This window comes from Chitinophaga niabensis, from assembly GCF_039545795.1.
Lineage (GTDB): Bacteria > Bacteroidota > Bacteroidia > Chitinophagales > Chitinophagaceae > Chitinophaga > Chitinophaga niabensis_B.
Genome location: NZ_CP154260.1, coordinates 4,591,202 through 4,606,488 on the forward strand (window position 1 = coordinate 4,591,202; position 15,287 = coordinate 4,606,488).

The window sequence follows — 15,287 nt, forward strand, 5'->3', positions numbered from 1 at the left end:
CTAATCATAAGGACATGACCATAAAAAGATTATTACACATGGCTGCATGCTGTGCTGTATTAGGGTTTGTTTCCTGTACAGGAACAGGAAACGATTCCACTGCACACAAAGCCAAATTGAGCATCATCCCTTTACCGGTAAGGCTCACCACCCTTCCAGATTCTTTTCTGCTGGACAAGCAGACGGCACTGGTAGCAGTTTCTCCGGAAGACAAACAGACCGCCGCACTCTTCAATACTTTCTTTAAAGAATTAAGCGGATATGAATTAAAGATAGTGGGGAGCGGTACCCCGAACGCTATCGTTTTCCAAACCCAGTTCAAAGACGCTCCCGGCACGCCAGAAGCCTATAGCCTGAAAGTGGGGAAAGACTTTATCAGGATCCATGGGGATGATGCAGCAGGTACCTTCTACGGCATGCAAACCCTCATCCAGTTATTGCCCTTGCAGAAAGCCAAAGCATTCTGGATAACCGGCGTTGACATCTACGATCAGCCCCGTTTCCCTTATCGCGGTTTACACCTCGATGTGGGCAGGCACTTTTTCCCGGTAGAGTTTGTCAAAAAATATATCGACCTGCTGGCGATGCACAAAATGAACACTTTCCACTGGCACCTCACAGACGATCAGGGCTGGCGGATAGAGATCAAAAAATATCCTAAGCTGCAGGAAGTAGCTTCCCGCCGCAAAGAAACCATGCTGGGCCATTACAACGATCAAAAATATGATGGCAAACCTTATGGCGGTTTCTATACGCAGGAACAGATCAGAGACGTAGTGAAATATGCTACAGAAAGACATGTGACCGTGATCCCGGAAATTGAAATGCCCGGCCACGCGCTCGCAGCCTTAACTGCATATCCTCACCTGGGTTGTACAGGCGGACCATATGAAGTAGGCACCCGTTGGGGAGTATATGATGATGTGTATTGCGCAGGCAACGATTCTGTATTTGCTTTCAACCAGGATGTATTGGATGAAGTGATGCTGCTTTTCCCCGGCAAATACATTCACATCGGCGGAGATGAAAGCCCGAAAGTACGTTGGGAGAAATGTCCTAAATGCCAGAAGCGCATAAAAGATGAAGGGCTGAAAGATGAACATGCCTTACAGAGTTATTTCATTCAGCGCATTGAAAAATACCTCAACAGCAAAGGCCGCCAGATCATTGGCTGGGACGAGATCCTGGAAGGTGGTCTTGCTCCCAATGCTACCGTAATGAGCTGGCGCGGAATTGAAGGAGGTATCGCCGCGGCAAAACAACATCACGATGTGATCATGACGCCCGGCAATTATTGTTACCTGGATCATTATCAATCCCAGGGTAAAAATGAACCTTTGGCTATTGGTGGTTTTACACCTGTGAGTGAAGTATATTCTTACGAACCTGTTCCCGATGAACTCAGCAGAGAAGAAGCTACATTCATCCGCGGTGCACAAGGCAATGTATGGACGGAATACATGAAGAACTCCGAACATGTGGAATACATGGTATACCCACGTGCTATAGCCTTAGCTGAAGTATTATGGTCGCCAAAAGAAAAGAAGGATTACGACAACTTCCTGGAACGTTTAAAAGGGCATCTGCCACTGCTGGCCATGAAGGGCGTGAATTATGCCAAACATGTATTTGAAGTGCGTGGCGTAGTGGAAAGTGATGGAAAAGGCGGCGTGCAGGTTAAACTGGATAGCAAGCTGGATGGAGGTAAGATCACTTTTACTCTAGATAGCAGTGGTCCTACTGCTGCATCTGCAGCCTACACGGCTCCTATCCCTGTTCAGCAAACAGGTGTGGTACGTGCTGCGGTTTTCCAGGATGGCAAACAATATGGCAACGAATTCTACCAGGCATTTGTATTGCATAAAGCAGTAGGTAAAAATATTACCCTGGCTAAGCCACCTCACCAGAGCTATAACCCTGGTAGTGCTTTTTCATTGGTGAACGGCATTGAAGGTGTGAAAGCCTACAACGATAATCAATGGACCGGTTACAGCGGAGATAACCTGGAAGCTGTAGTGGATCTGGGAGACTCAACAGAGATCAAACAGGTAGGATTGAACACACTGAGCTTTAAAGACCAATGGATCTATCCTCCTAAACAGGTTACCTTCCTGGTATCTGTTGATGGGAAGAATTACAAAGAAGTATATAAAGAAACTACCTTTGATGGCAGTGGCATCCTTAAACTGCGTCATGCTTTAACAGATGTGAAAGCACGTTACGTAAAAGTGATCGCACTCAATGCAGGTAAGATCCCAACAGGTGCACAGGGAGCAGGAAATCCTGCATGGTTATTTGTGGATGAGATCATCATCAACTAACATTACTACCACCAGGTAATTGTATAAAAAGAGGGCTGATCTGACAGATCGGCCCTTTTCTATTGGAGGATGTACAACTGAATCCCTGATGCGGCCATTGCCTTTGGCAGCTGTGTAAAATAGCTTTGAATAAAAAATACCAATGAAAAAGAAAACCTGGTTTGCTATCCTTGCGGCGCTCTTATTTATGGGCGCAACCTATGCGCAAGGCCCCGTTAAAAACATCGTACTGGTACATGGCGCTTTTGCTGATGGTTCCGGTTGGGAAGCGGTGTATAAAATATTAAAAGCGAAAGGATATAATGTAAGCGTGGTAGGTAATCCCAATACCGGCCTCGCAGATGATGTAGCTGCCACACACCGGGTACTGGACAGGCAATCCGGCCCTGCGTTACTGGTAGGCCATTCTTATGGTGGTGCTATTATTACGGAAGCAGGGAATCATCCTAAAGTAGCAGGGCTTTTTTATATTGCCGCATTTGTTCCTGATGCCAATGAAACATTGCTGAAGTTGCTGCAATCCGGCCCTCCTGCCCCGAATTCAGGAATACTGCCTCCTGATGAACATGGTTACATCTGGTATGATGTTAAAAAATATCATTCCGGTTTCTGTGCAGACCTGCCTAAAGAACAGGCTGAATTCCTGGCCGATTCCCAGATCCCGGTTTCCGCATCCGTGTTTGGCAGTTCATTTGCCAACCCCGCCTGGAAGTCCAAGCCCAGCTGGTATATCGTAGCTACGGAAGATCAGACGATCCCTCCGGATGCAGAACGTTTCATGGCAAAAAGGGCCGGTGCAAAAGTTACAGAGATCAAAGCCAGTCATCTTGTATTTATGTCTAAACCAAAAGCAGTTTCGGATGTGATCGAAACCGCGGTTGCAGCAATCAGTAAATAAAAAAGCGGAGGTTCCGTTTATTAGTGGCAAAAAATAACCGGTACTGAAAAGTACCGGTTGTTTATCTTACTGTTTGCTATTCGTGACTCTTGTTACACCCCGAGTCATTATTTTGAGTTTACCCACAAAGTCCATTTAGCATCAAACTTGTACCATTCACCTTTAGGTCCCTCCCATTTCCATTCCGGTACTTCGCTGAAGTTTTTACCACCATCTGCAGTCCACCACAATTTGCCTTCACCTATCTTGAGCCATTTGCCATCTTTATCAGCCCACATACCACCTGCTACGGCAGCCCATTTTTTACAGTCAGTGCTCCACCATAACTGCGCATTCTTATCTAATTTGTACCAATAGGTTTTTCCATCTTTCAACCCTGCCCATGTACCTGTTTTGGATTTCATCCAATCAGCGTCATTGATGGTAATGTGACCGGCAGGTGTAACCGCATGGGTTACGGCAATACTTGTCATAAGCATCAGGAAAACACCCGATACTACTAATAACATCTTTTTCATCAGTAATTCTTTTTGATTATTTGCCGTAGAAGAATGCATCCGGACGATTGCTTCTTCCCGGCCGATCGGTTAGAATTTTTCATTCTTACCATCCAGGTCCGGCGCTGAATGTTATTACTTTCCTGCAGGGTTTGTAATTAAGTTGCTGAATATAAGTACGCAGCTTAAAAGAATTTGGATTTAAACAGGCCAATTAACATTTCTACCGCAATCCATTGCAGGAACTTGCTAATATGTTAATTTCTCCCGTTAGCAGGGGGTTTTCAATAGTAAATCATAAATTTTCAACAACATTCCCTAGATTTTAACTAATTTTCGGGCTCGTTTTTAAAAACGCATTTAAAATACTTGAACAATGACCATTAATCACCAGGAAATTGAACTGATAGACAGTTTTGAGCAGATTTCCGTGGACATCCACCCTACAGCAAAGGACGGATCGAAAGCAGTGGCACAGCAAATTGCCGCCCTCATCCGTGAGAAACAAGCAGCAAAAGAACCAGCAGTACTGGGTTTAGCTACCGGATCAACACCCAAATACCTGTATGCTGAATTGGTACGCCTCCACAAAGAAGAAGGCCTCAGTTTTAAGAACGTGGTAACCTTTAACCTGGATGAGTACTACCCCATTGAACCGGATGCTTTACAGAGCTACAACCGCTTCATGAAAGAACAATTATTCAATCATATTGATATCCCGGAAGGGAATTACCATGTTCCGGACGGCACCATCCCCAAGGAAAAGATCAAAGCCTACGCAGAAGCTTACGAACGTAAGATAGAAGAAGCCGGTGGCATTGATATCCAGATCCTGGGTATCGGCAACAACGGCCACATCGGTTTTAACGAACCGGGCGCTAACATCAACTCCCACACCCGCCTGGTAACATTGGATAATTCCACCCGCCTGGCCAACGCATATGAATTTTCTAACATGAGCGCTGTTCCCCGCCTGGCAGTAACCATGGGGATCAACACCATCATGAAAGCCAAAAAGGTGATCCTGCTGGCCTGGGGTTCCCACAAAGCCAAGATCGTTTGCCGCTCTGTAGAAGGTCACAGCAGTGATCAGGTGCCAGCTTCTCTCCTCCAGCAACATCGCAATTGCACATTTGTAATAGATGAGCAGGCGGCAGCAGAACTCACCCGTAATAAAGAACCATGGCTCACGGGCGATTGCGAATGGACGCCTAAACTGATCCGCAAAGCGGTGACCGGCCTGGCCCTGAAACTCAACAAGCCCATCCTGATGCTCACGGATAAGGACTATAACAATAATGGTCTGAATGATCTTATTGTACAATATGGTTCTGCCTATGAGCTGAATATCGAAGAATTCAACGCAATCCGGGATACCATTACCGGCTGGCCTGGTGGAAAACCCGGTACACAGCTGCCTAATCATCCTGAACGTTCCCAGCCGGAACGTAAACGCGCCTTGATCTTCTCTCCCCACCCTGATGATGATATCATCTCCATGGGTGGTACTTTCATCCGCCTGCACGAACAGGGGCATGATGTACACGTTGCTTACCAGACTTCCGGTAACATTGCCGTAACGGATGAATTCCTGCTGCGTTTCATCGATTTCGCCGTAGGTTTTGAAGGAATGTTCGACATAGACAGAAGCAAAAGCTCCCAGATCCTGGAAGATGCGAAAGCCTTCATCCAGATCAAGAAGCCGAGCCAGAAAGATACTGCCGAGATCCGCGCCATTAAAGGGCTGATCCGCCGTTGTGAAGCAAAAGCCACTTGCCGTTATGTAGGTATTAAAGAAGAGAATGCACACTTCCAGAACCTGCCTTTCTACGAAACCGGCCTGGTTGAAAAGAAGCCAATGGGTGAAGAAGATGTTCAACTTACAGTAGACCTCCTTCGCCAGTTGAAACCACAACAGATCTTCTGTGCAGGGGACCTCGCTGACCCGCATGGTACCCACAAAGTTTGCCTGGATGTGATCTTTGAAGCCCTGAACAGGCTGAAACATGAAGAGTGGATGAAGGATTGCTGGGTATGGCTGTACAAAGGCGCATGGCAGGAATGGGATATCCATGAAATTGAAATGGCAGTGCCTATGAGCCCTGATCAGATCATGCAAAAACGCCTGGGTATCTTTATTCACCAAAGTCAGAAAGACGTTGTACCGTTCCAGGGAACGGATGCACGCGAGTTCTGGCAACGTGCGGAAGAACGTAACGCCAATACTGCAGACCTGTACGACCGCCTCGGTTTACAGAAGTATGCAGCCATGGAAGCATTCGTTCGCTATCACTTCTGATAAATAACAGATTTTATATGTAAAAAGGGCTCAACGGTGTTGGGCCCTTTTTTATTAACTTTGCGATCTATGAATGTTACCCTTTTAGCTGGTTTGATCATCGGGCTGTTTTCCGGCGGCCTGCTGACCTGGCTCTTCTTCCGGAAACATTACATGCCGCTCCATCAGGCCCTTACACGCCAACAGGTAAATGAGGAGTATGTGGTCCGGGATATGTACGATAATCTCCAATACACCCTGCTGGAAAGAGAGAAGGAGATAGAACGCAAGGCAAAGGAGATTATCAGCCTCAGCAGTCAGCTCTCCGGCCTCCAGGTAGAGAAAGACAAGCTCAACGAAAAACTCAGCGATTTTGGACAGGAATTGCTCAGAATGCAGGAAAACAACCGGGAGCAGTTCCGGAACATGGCTACAGATATCCTTCGGGAAAAAAGCAAAGACTTCGAAGAAAGCAACAAAACATCCCTGGACCATATCCTCGCCCCGCTGAAAACAGATATCGGCCAGTTTAAGAAAACCATAGAAGACACCCGTAAAGAAGATATCCAGGAATTCACTTCGCTCAAAAAAGAAATAGAATCCCTTTCCAAACTTAACATACAACTCAGCGAAGATGCGCAACGCCTCGCCGGAGCTTTACGTTCCGATGTAAAAGTACAGGGAAATTGGGGAGAAGACAGACTACGCCTCATCCTGGAATCTGAAGGCCTCCAGAAATACATCGACTTCACTAGTGAAGAAGTTTTACGGGATACAGAAGAAGATCGTAACCGCCGCCCGGATATTATCCTCAGGCTGCCGGATGGCAAACACCTGGTGATAGACAGTAAAGTATCGCTGAATGCTTATGTGTCTTATTTCAATGCCAGCGATCCCGAAGAAAAGAAAACGTACATGAAGCAACTGGTGCAGAACATCACTGAGCACATCAATGAACTGTCTGCCAAAAATTACCAATCGCTCAATGGCCTCAACACACCGGATTTCGTTTTCATGTTCATGCATTTTGAATCTGCACTCACACTGGCATTAAACGAAAATCCGGAGATCTTCAATCGTGCTCTCAAGAAAAAGATCGTACTGATCACACCTTCCACATTAGTAGCTACATTTAAGATCGTGCGGCTCCTGTGGCAGAATGAGAACCGTGTGCGTAATGTGGAAGAGATCTTCCGGCAATGTGGCCTGCTGTACGATAAGTTTATTTCATTCCTGGATGAAATGAATAAGATCGGCCATAATCTCCGCCAGGCCGGCAATGCCTATGACGATGCCATGAAGCGGCTGAAAGATGGCAAACGAAAAAGCGATACCATTATCGGGAAATTTGAGGTGATCAAAGACCTCGATGCAAAAACAACAAAACATTTACCGGATAATCTCTTAACAGAAATAGACCTGCTCTTTCCGGAAGAGCAGATTAAAGCAGAATAAAGTCTATGCCTAAAAAATTTCTGACGGCCCAATGGAGAAATTTACTCATGGCCAACTTTGAAACAGACCCGGCGGTACTGCGTAATTATGTTCCCTATGGCACAGAGCTGGATGAATGGAATGGTAAACATTATGTGAGCCTTGTTGGGTTCCTGTTTAAAGATACCCGTGTAAGAGGACTTTCCATCCCCTTTCATAAAAACTTTGAAGAAGTGAACCTTCGCTTTTATGTGCGGTACAAACATGCAGAAGGCTGGCGGAGAGGTGTGGTGTTTGTAAAAGAACTGGTGCCCAAACGAATGATCACCATGGTAGCGAATACGCTGTATGGTGAAAAATATGCCACCCTCCCCATGCGCCATACCTGGGAAGATTTTGACCAGCAACGCATGAAAGTGCGCTATGAATGGCAATCCGGCCAGCAATGGAACCATATTGAAGCCATCGCCGATAAAGCAGCAGCGCTTGTTGCTCCCGGTAGCAAAGAGCATTTTATTACAGAACATTACTGGGGATATACGCAACTGAATACACAGCAAACATCTGAATACCAGGTAACACATCCCAGCTGGCGGATACATCCCGTGCATGAATTTTCTTTTCATTGTGATACGGAAGTCATTTATGGCAGGCACTTTACGGAGAGTTTATCTCAAACACCCGCATCTGTTTTCCTCGCAGAAGGATCAGGCATTGAAGTAATGAAAGGAACCACATTGACATGATAGTGATCAAACCATTTGAGCCCATATTTACAGAAGCATTGATCTCATTCATACTGGACATTCAGCAGAATGAATTCAACCTGCCCATCAAAAGAGAAGACCAACCTGATCTGGCCAATATCCCTGCTGAATTTCAACAGGGTAACAGTAATTTCTGGATAGCCGTAGATGGCGATCAACTGATCGGCACTATTGCATTGACAGATCTGGGCGCCGGCAAAGGTGCCCTGCGCAAAATGTTTGTGCACAGAGACTACAGAGGTGCTGCACATGGCCTCGCCAAAAAGTTATTAGACACACTGATCAACTGGGCAAAAGAAAAACATTTTTCCGATCTCTATCTCGGAACAGCAGACAAGCTGCATGCCGCACATCGTTTCTATGAAAAGAATGGTTTTGAGCTGGTTGCAAGAAATGAGGTGCCTGATGGTAAATACATCATGCCTGTTGATACAAAATTTTATCATTTATGCGTATCCACTATTTCCAACACGTAACATTTGAAGGCCTCGGCTATATTGCAGACTGGGCTAAAGCAAAAGGCCATACCATTACGGTAACCAAATGGTATGAGGGTCAGGTGCCGCCTGCTTTGGAAGACTTTGACATGCTGATCGTAATGGGCGGCCCTATGGGTGTTTATGAAGAAGATATTCACCCATGGCTCAGTACTGAAAAGGAATTCATCCGCCAGGCCATTGCAGCAGGAAAACCCGTACTGGGTATCTGCCTTGGCTCGCAACTGATAGCTGCGGCACTGGGGGCACGCGTATACCCCAACAAGCAAAAGGAGATCGGCTGGTTTCCTGTTCAGTTCCATGATGGGATAGCGCCCTCTCCTACCACTGTATTTCACTGGCACGGAGATACCTTTGATCTGCCGGAAAACGCAGTGCATCTTGCAGAAACTTCAGCCTGTAAAAACCAGGCTTACCGCATCGGAGATCGTGTGATAGGATTACAGTTTCATTTTGAAATCACGCCCGAAGCACTGGAAGGAATGATCAGTCACTGCGGTCATGAACTGGTACCAAACACTTATGTGCAAACAGCCGCAGAGATACGTGCCCATGCACATCATGCACAAAACACCAATATCCTGATCAGCCAACTGCTGGACGGGTTGGAAAAATTGGCTTAAATTAGAGGAATGTATAAGTTATTGATCATCGGTGGAGGCCCTATAGGACTGGCTTGCGCGTTAGCTGCGAAAAAAGAAGGAATCGATTACCTGATCATTGAAAAAGGATGCCTGGTGAACTCATTATACCGGTATCCCATCAATATGACCTTCTTCTCTACCAGCGAAAGACTGGAAATTGGTGGTATTCCGTTTGTATCCAATAATGCAAAACCTACCCGGCCAGAATCCCTGGAATATTACAGAAGAGTAGCTTCTTCCCAGGAACTGAACATCCGCTTATTTGAAAAAGTAGAAACCATTCAAGCCGCTAATGGTGGTTACGAGGTGATCACTTCCAAACAAACCTATCATGCAGCCAATGTGATTATTGCCACCGGCTTCTATGATATTCCCAACCTGCTGAACATTCCCGGAGAAGCGTTACCCAAGGTAACACACTATTATAAAGACCCCCACTATTATGCCACGCAAAAAGTAGTGGTAGTGGGCGCAAACAATTCCTCTGTAGATGCAGCACTGGAAACTTACCGCAAAGGAGCAGATGTAACCATGGTGATCCGCGAAGAAGGTATTGGCAAAAGAGTGAAATATTGGGTAAAACCTGATATGGAGAACAGGATCAGCGAAGGCAGCATCAAAGCATATTACCATTCCAACTTAACCGCCATCCGGGAAACAGAAGTAGATATTCAAACCCCTGAAGGACTGATCACCATCCCCAACGATTTTGTGATCGCAGCCACAGGTTATCAGCCGGACTTTAGCTTCCTCGAAAAAGCAAAGATTCGTTTATCCGATGATGCTATCAGAGCACCTTATTACAATCCGGATACCATGGAAACCAACCTGCCCGGTATATACCTGGCCGGAGTGGTTTGTGGTGGCATGAACACACATGTATGGTTTATTGAGAATTCAAGGGAGCATGCGGATAAGATCATCCGGCATATTGTTACTAAATAATATTCACTTCCCTTTCCAGTACCACGCCGAATTTCTCTTTCACACTTTCAATCACCTTCCAGGATAGCTCTACCAGCTCTTCTCCTGAAGCATGGCCATAATTCACCAGTACCAGCGCCTGTTTGGCATGCACACCGGCATCGCCATCCCTGTAGCCCTTCCAGCCGGCCTGCTCTATCAGCCAGCCTGCCGCCAGTTTATACTGATCATGGGGTAAAGGATATGCTACAATAGCAGGAAAGGCTTCTTTCAGTGCTTCATATTTCTCTTTACTGATCTCGGGATTCTTAAAGAAACTACCGGCATTCCCTATTTCAGCGGGGTTAGGTAATTTGGAAGAACGGATATGGATCACCGCATCACTGATAGCGCGAATAGATAATTCCTTCACGCCCATCCTTTCCATTTCCTGCTCTATAGCGCCATAGCTGGTATTGAAATGCGGGGTTTTATTTAAACGATAGGTCACCTGCAGGATAACGAACTGATCTTTGTATTTACGTTTGAACACACTCTCCCGGTAACCGAATTCGCAGGCCTCTTTATTGAACTTTATCAATTGCTGCTCCTTCACATGCCAGGCATCCAGTTCATAAAAAACATCCTTTATCTCTACGCCATATGCCCCGATGTTTTGCATGGGGCTGGCGCCTACATTACCGGGTATTAAAGACAGGTTCTCCAGGCCGGCCAGGTTCTTATCAATGCAATACATCACAAACTGGTGCCAGTTCTCTCCAGCCCCAGCCTGCACATATACATGCGCTTCGTCTTCTTTGATGATATGGATCCCTTTGATCTCATTCTTCAGTACCAGTCCTTCATAGTCCTTTGTGAGCAATATATTACTGCCGCCCCCCAGGATCACCTTTGGAACTGCCGCCCATTTCGGGTCTTCTAATATAGCCTGCAATGCTGCAGGAGAATCGAAAGAGGCGAAATAACGGGCCGTTGCATCAATGCCGAAAGTATTATATGGCCGGAGTGAAACATTTTCTAAAACGCTCATAGAAATCCTATCTTTAATAACGGAACAAATATAGTTAACTATAAAATGCCAAAAACAGCTATTGTGGTCGGGGGATCTGGTCTTATCGGGAATTTACTGATCCAGGCTTTATTGCAGGATGAAACCTATTCTTCCGTAAGAGCCTTGGTACGCAAGCCCCTGGCGATCCAACACCCAAAACTTACCAACCTTGTCTTAAGGTTTGATGACGAAAACGCGCTTCAAATAGCCCTCACCGGGGATGTAGTGTTCTGCTGTGTAGGCACTACCATCAAAAAAGCCGGTAGCCAGGCGGCTTTCAGGGCGGTAGACAGGGATCTTCCCCTTAAATGTGCTGCCGTGGCGCATAAAAATGGCGTGGCACATTTCCAGCTGGTATCCGCTGTGGGCGCCAAAGCATCTTCTTCTAATTTCTACCTGCGTACAAAAGGGGAAACAGAAAACGGACTGCGAAAAATTGGTTTTGAAAGCCTCTATTTCCTTCGTCCTTCCTTTTTAATCGGTAGCCGCTCTGAAGTACGCGTAGGAGAACAGTTAGCCGCATTGTTTGCACCGCTGATGAGAATCTTTCCAAAGAAATACCGTCCGGTGAAAGCAGCGACCGTAGCCCGTAAAATGATAGAGTTGGATAAAAACCCGCAGCCGGGTGTGCATGCTATTGAAGGGTTTGACGATTGAGGTTACAGACATCCTGCATGCAGGAATAGATCTGACAATCGGGATCATACACAATCCACATCCGGAATGATCACCACCGAGCGGAACTGTTTTTCTATCTGCAACTGAGAGAAAAATTCTTTCACCTTGTTCTTGATCTGCGTGATCTTCTTACTATCGCGTGGTAATTTGATCAGCATCTCCTGTAAATAAAACCCACGCACACGGCTCACCAAAGGTGCCGCCGGCCCTACCAGCTGATACGCCAGAAAACTCCTTAACCAGTTCCCTAAGATCAATGCCGCCTGCTCCGTGGTCTGCTGTTTCTTATGTTTGATGGTCACTTTCAGCAAACGGGAAAATGGCGGATATCCGAATTGTTCCCGTTCCGCTATTTCCGTATCAAACATCGCTTTATAATCATGTGCCGTCACATACTGTAATACAGGATGTTTGGTGTTGTTGGCCTGGATGATCACTTTCCCCAAACCATCTTTTCTGCCGGAACGGCCACTTACCTGCTCCATCAGCTGGAAGGCCCGCTCATTCACACGGAAATCAGGGAAGCTCAATAAACTATCCGCACTGATAATACCTACCAGGTTCACATTCTCAAAATCCAATCCCTTTACTACCATCTGCGTACCCACAAGGATATCAATCTCTCTTTGTTCCAGTGACTGGATCATCTTATTATGACTGTCCTTATTACGGATAGCATCCATATCCATCCGTGCAATACGAGCTTCAGGGAACAATTGTTGAAGGTCCTCTTCAATCTTTTCCGTACCGAAGTTCTTGGGCACTAAAGTCTGGCTGCCACATGCAGCACAGGTATATACATAAGGATATCTTGTACCACAATAATGGCAATGCAGGTTATCCTGGTGTTTGTGATAGGTGAGCGATACATCACATTGTTTACAGTTAGGTATCCAGCCGCAGGTAGTACATAAAAGGAAAGGTGCATACCCTCTTCTGTTCTGGAAGAGGATCACCTGTTTGCCTTCCTGTAAAGCCTGTGTGATATTCTGCCGTAATACAGAAGTGAAATTACCGATCACTTCTTTCAAAGCAGTTTCCTGTTTGAGGTCCACGATCTCTATCACCGGCATGGCAATACCGCCAAAACGTTCATTCAATTCCACCAATCCGTACTTACCCTGTTTTGCATTGAAGTAAGATTCGATAGCCGGTGTTGCTGAACCTAATAATACTTTCGCTTTAAAAAGGCTGGCATAATAAATGGCCGCATCCCTTGCATGGTAGCGCGGAGCAGGCTCCTGCTGTTTGAAAGAAGGGTCGTGCTCTTCATCCAGGATAATAAGCCCCAGATCCCGGAAAGGCAATAACAGGCTGGACCTCGCACCTAATACGATACGGATCTCACCACTCTTTACTTTGTTCCAGATCTCTACTCTTTCATTATTTGAAAAACGGGAATGGTAAATACCTATCTGTCCGCCGAAATGTTTTTTCAATCGCCGGATGATCTGTGCCGTGAGCGCAATTTCCGGCAGCAGGTACAATACCTGTTTGCCCGCAGCGAGGCACTCCTCCATCAGTTTCACATAGATCTGTGTTTTACCGCTGGAAGTAACACCATGCAATAGCGTCACCTGTTTTTCATTGAAACATTCTTTTACTTTGGTTAATGCAACTTCCTGTGCGGGGCTTAGATCAAAGTCCAGCTGGGCTTCTATCTTTCCCATAGGCACACGGTCCACCGTGCGTTTCTCCACCTGCAGGATCTGTTTTTCCACCAGGCCTTTCAGTTGTGCGGCGGAAGCCCCTGATTTTTTCAGCAGCTCACTCTGGATCACTTCCCCCTGTGTTTTTAACAGGTGCAGGTAAGCCAGTAATAATTCCATCTGCTTAGGTGCCCGTGCCAGCTCATCAAACAAGGGCGCCATCTGCTCATCACTTTCGTAAAGCGGGTTCAGCAGTATATAGTTTTCCTTCTTTTCTTTATAAACTTCCTTTAACTCTTCATACACCAGGCATACCTTCTTCTCGATCAGTTTTTTGATCACGGAGTATACATCTGATTTATCCAGGATCAATTGCACCTCACCGATGCGCAGTTCCTTGCGGATGTTCAATGCTTCTGCTACCAGGTATTCATGATCATCCAGCATGGTGAAATCATCCCCGAATGCATCATTGATCAGTAATACTGTTTCACTGGAAAGTTTCAGGTGAGCAGGTAATGCAGCATTAAGCACATCTCCTTCATTACACATGTAATACTGCGCGATCCATTCCCAGAAGGCCAGCTGCGTGGGATAGACCACAGGGTCTTTATCCAGCAGGTCCATCAGCGGTTTGGTCTTATATGCTGAAGGCGCCTGTTCATGAATAGATTTAACGATGCCGGTATATTTCTTTGCTTTCCCCAATTGCACGGCAACACGGCTCCCTACCTGGATGGAACTTTCCATTTCCGGGGGCACGGCATACGTGTAATTCCTCGGCAAAGCCAGAGGTAATATGACATCTACATATTTCATATTGCCTGATAGGACGGGTAGTGGCGGTATTTACGCAATTCTTCTTCCATCATTTGTCTTACCTGCTTTTTCAGATGCGGCACATCTTCCATGGTTAACCCTGCCACAGGAACAGCAGGCAGAAATATAACACGGCAGGGACCCGGGTTGAGGGACATAAACTTAATCTTAGCCAGCCGTGCATGATTATCAACGTATAATACCGGGCGGATAGGCGTCTGTGTTTCAATAGCAATCCTGAAAGCCCCGCTATGAAAAGGAAGCAATGGCTGCTCCGTTTCGTTGGTAGTACCTTCCGGAAAGATCAGTAAGGACACGCGATGTTGCAGCATGTACATCATATCCTTCATGCTCTGTGCTCTCCCCTTCGCCGTTTTTCTATCCACCGGCACTACTGATCTGCTGTAGATCAGTCCAAATAACGGGATCTTTGAAAGTTCACTTTTGCCCAGCGGGCGGAATGCCAGCGGCATTACTTTTACTGCCAGGGCAGCATCCAGGTAAGAGGAATGGTTTGCGAGATAAATGCAGGGATCGTTGGTTTTAGGAGATTTCCATTTTTTGGTGACCCAAATACCCACGGCAGGGAACCAGACATGCGCCCAGAAACGGAGAAAATAAAATACGATATTCCCTCCCCTCACTTTTCCCAGAAAAGATACCAGGACGATGGGCGGTAGGATCAGGAACATAATACCCAGCCAAACGATGAGGGCATAAAGGCTATAGAGAGCCTGCAAACATTTCAATAGCACACGCATAAAACCGGAAAGATACAGAATAATAGGTTCAGGCGAAAGCGTTTTGGCATCCATATTAAATATTACACA

At 46.1% G+C, this 15,287-nt stretch carries 13 protein-coding genes; 9 read left to right on the forward strand and 4 right to left on the reverse strand.

What is annotated here, in order from left to right:
* Nucleotides 1–14 precede the first annotated feature (14 nt).
* Nucleotides 15–2,321 carry a glycoside hydrolase family 20 protein gene (locus AAHN97_RS18115; RefSeq protein WP_343303477.1) on the forward strand — a complete coding sequence of 769 codons (2,307 nt, stop codon included), beginning with the start codon at nucleotides 15–17 and terminating at the stop codon, nucleotides 2,319–2,321.
* 142 nt (nucleotides 2,322–2,463) lie between these two features.
* The gene (locus tag AAHN97_RS18120; RefSeq protein ID WP_343303478.1) at nucleotides 2,464–3,219 is read left to right on the forward strand and encodes an alpha/beta hydrolase; all 756 of its coding nucleotides are present in this window, start codon (nucleotides 2,464–2,466) and stop codon (nucleotides 3,217–3,219) included.
* 107 nt (nucleotides 3,220–3,326) lie between these two features.
* Here the strand turns inward: AAHN97_RS18120 and AAHN97_RS18125 are convergent, their stop codons facing one another.
* Nucleotides 3,327–3,737 (reverse strand): hypothetical protein, encoded by a 411-nt coding sequence (locus tag AAHN97_RS18125; protein WP_343303479.1) that lies wholly within the window; start codon nucleotides 3,735–3,737, stop codon nucleotides 3,327–3,329.
* Nucleotides 3,738–4,092: 355 nt separating this feature from the next.
* On the opposite strand from AAHN97_RS18125, the gene nagB reads away from it, so the two are divergent.
* From nagB to AAHN97_RS18155, 6 genes are all read left to right on the forward strand, one after another.
* Nucleotides 4,093–6,015, forward strand: a complete 1,923-nt coding sequence (nagB, locus tag AAHN97_RS18130) for a glucosamine-6-phosphate deaminase (RefSeq protein ID WP_343303480.1) — start codon at nucleotides 4,093–4,095, stop codon at nucleotides 6,013–6,015.
* Nucleotides 6,016–6,084: 69 nt separating this feature from the next.
* Nucleotides 6,085–7,449: a DNA recombination protein RmuC gene (locus AAHN97_RS18135; RefSeq protein WP_343303481.1), complete on the forward strand. Its 1,365-nt coding sequence runs from the start codon at nucleotides 6,085–6,087 to the stop codon at nucleotides 7,447–7,449.
* 5 nt (nucleotides 7,450–7,454) lie between these two features.
* Nucleotides 7,455–8,174: a YqjF family protein gene (locus AAHN97_RS18140; RefSeq protein ID WP_343303482.1), complete on the forward strand. Its 720-nt coding sequence runs from the start codon at nucleotides 7,455–7,457 to the stop codon at nucleotides 8,172–8,174.
* A complete protein-coding gene (locus AAHN97_RS18145; protein ID WP_343303483.1) occupies nucleotides 8,171–8,671 on the forward strand; it encodes a GNAT family N-acetyltransferase in 501 nt (166 codons plus the stop codon). The genes AAHN97_RS18140 and AAHN97_RS18145 overlap by 4 nt, the downstream gene beginning before the upstream one ends.
* Entirely contained in the window at nucleotides 8,644–9,315 is a 672-nt protein-coding gene (locus tag AAHN97_RS18150) for a type 1 glutamine amidotransferase (RefSeq protein WP_343303484.1), read from the forward strand. Before AAHN97_RS18145 ends, AAHN97_RS18150 begins: the two co-directional genes overlap by 28 nt.
* Nucleotides 9,316–9,324: 9 nt before the next feature.
* On the forward strand, nucleotides 9,325–10,281 hold the full coding sequence (locus tag AAHN97_RS18155) for a YpdA family putative bacillithiol disulfide reductase (protein ID WP_343303485.1): 957 nt from the start codon (nucleotides 9,325–9,327) through the stop codon (nucleotides 10,279–10,281).
* Here the strand turns inward: AAHN97_RS18155 and murB are convergent.
* Entirely contained in the window at nucleotides 10,274–11,290 is a 1,017-nt protein-coding gene (gene murB, locus AAHN97_RS18160; protein ID WP_343303486.1) for a UDP-N-acetylmuramate dehydrogenase, read from the reverse strand. The genes AAHN97_RS18155 and murB overlap by 8 nt on opposite strands.
* Nucleotides 11,291–11,335: 45 nt before the next feature.
* Here murB and AAHN97_RS18165 point away from each other — a divergent pair, with 45 nt between their 5' ends.
* Complete coding sequence (locus AAHN97_RS18165) at nucleotides 11,336–11,968, forward strand: NAD(P)H-binding protein (protein ID WP_343303487.1); 633 nt, start codon at nucleotides 11,336–11,338, stop codon at nucleotides 11,966–11,968.
* A 44-nt stretch (nucleotides 11,969–12,012) separates the two neighbouring features.
* On the opposite strand, the gene priA is transcribed toward AAHN97_RS18165, so the two are convergent.
* Together priA and AAHN97_RS18175 are read right to left on the reverse strand one after the other, a co-directional pair.
* A complete protein-coding gene (gene priA / locus AAHN97_RS18170; RefSeq protein ID WP_343303488.1) occupies nucleotides 12,013–14,457 on the reverse strand; it encodes a replication restart helicase PriA in 2,445 nt (814 codons plus the stop codon).
* Nucleotides 14,454–15,218 (reverse strand): lysophospholipid acyltransferase family protein, encoded by a 765-nt coding sequence (locus AAHN97_RS18175; protein WP_343303489.1) that lies wholly within the window; start codon nucleotides 15,216–15,218, stop codon nucleotides 14,454–14,456. Before AAHN97_RS18175 ends, priA begins: the two co-directional genes overlap by 4 nt.
* Between the last annotated feature and the right edge of the window lie 69 nt (nucleotides 15,219–15,287).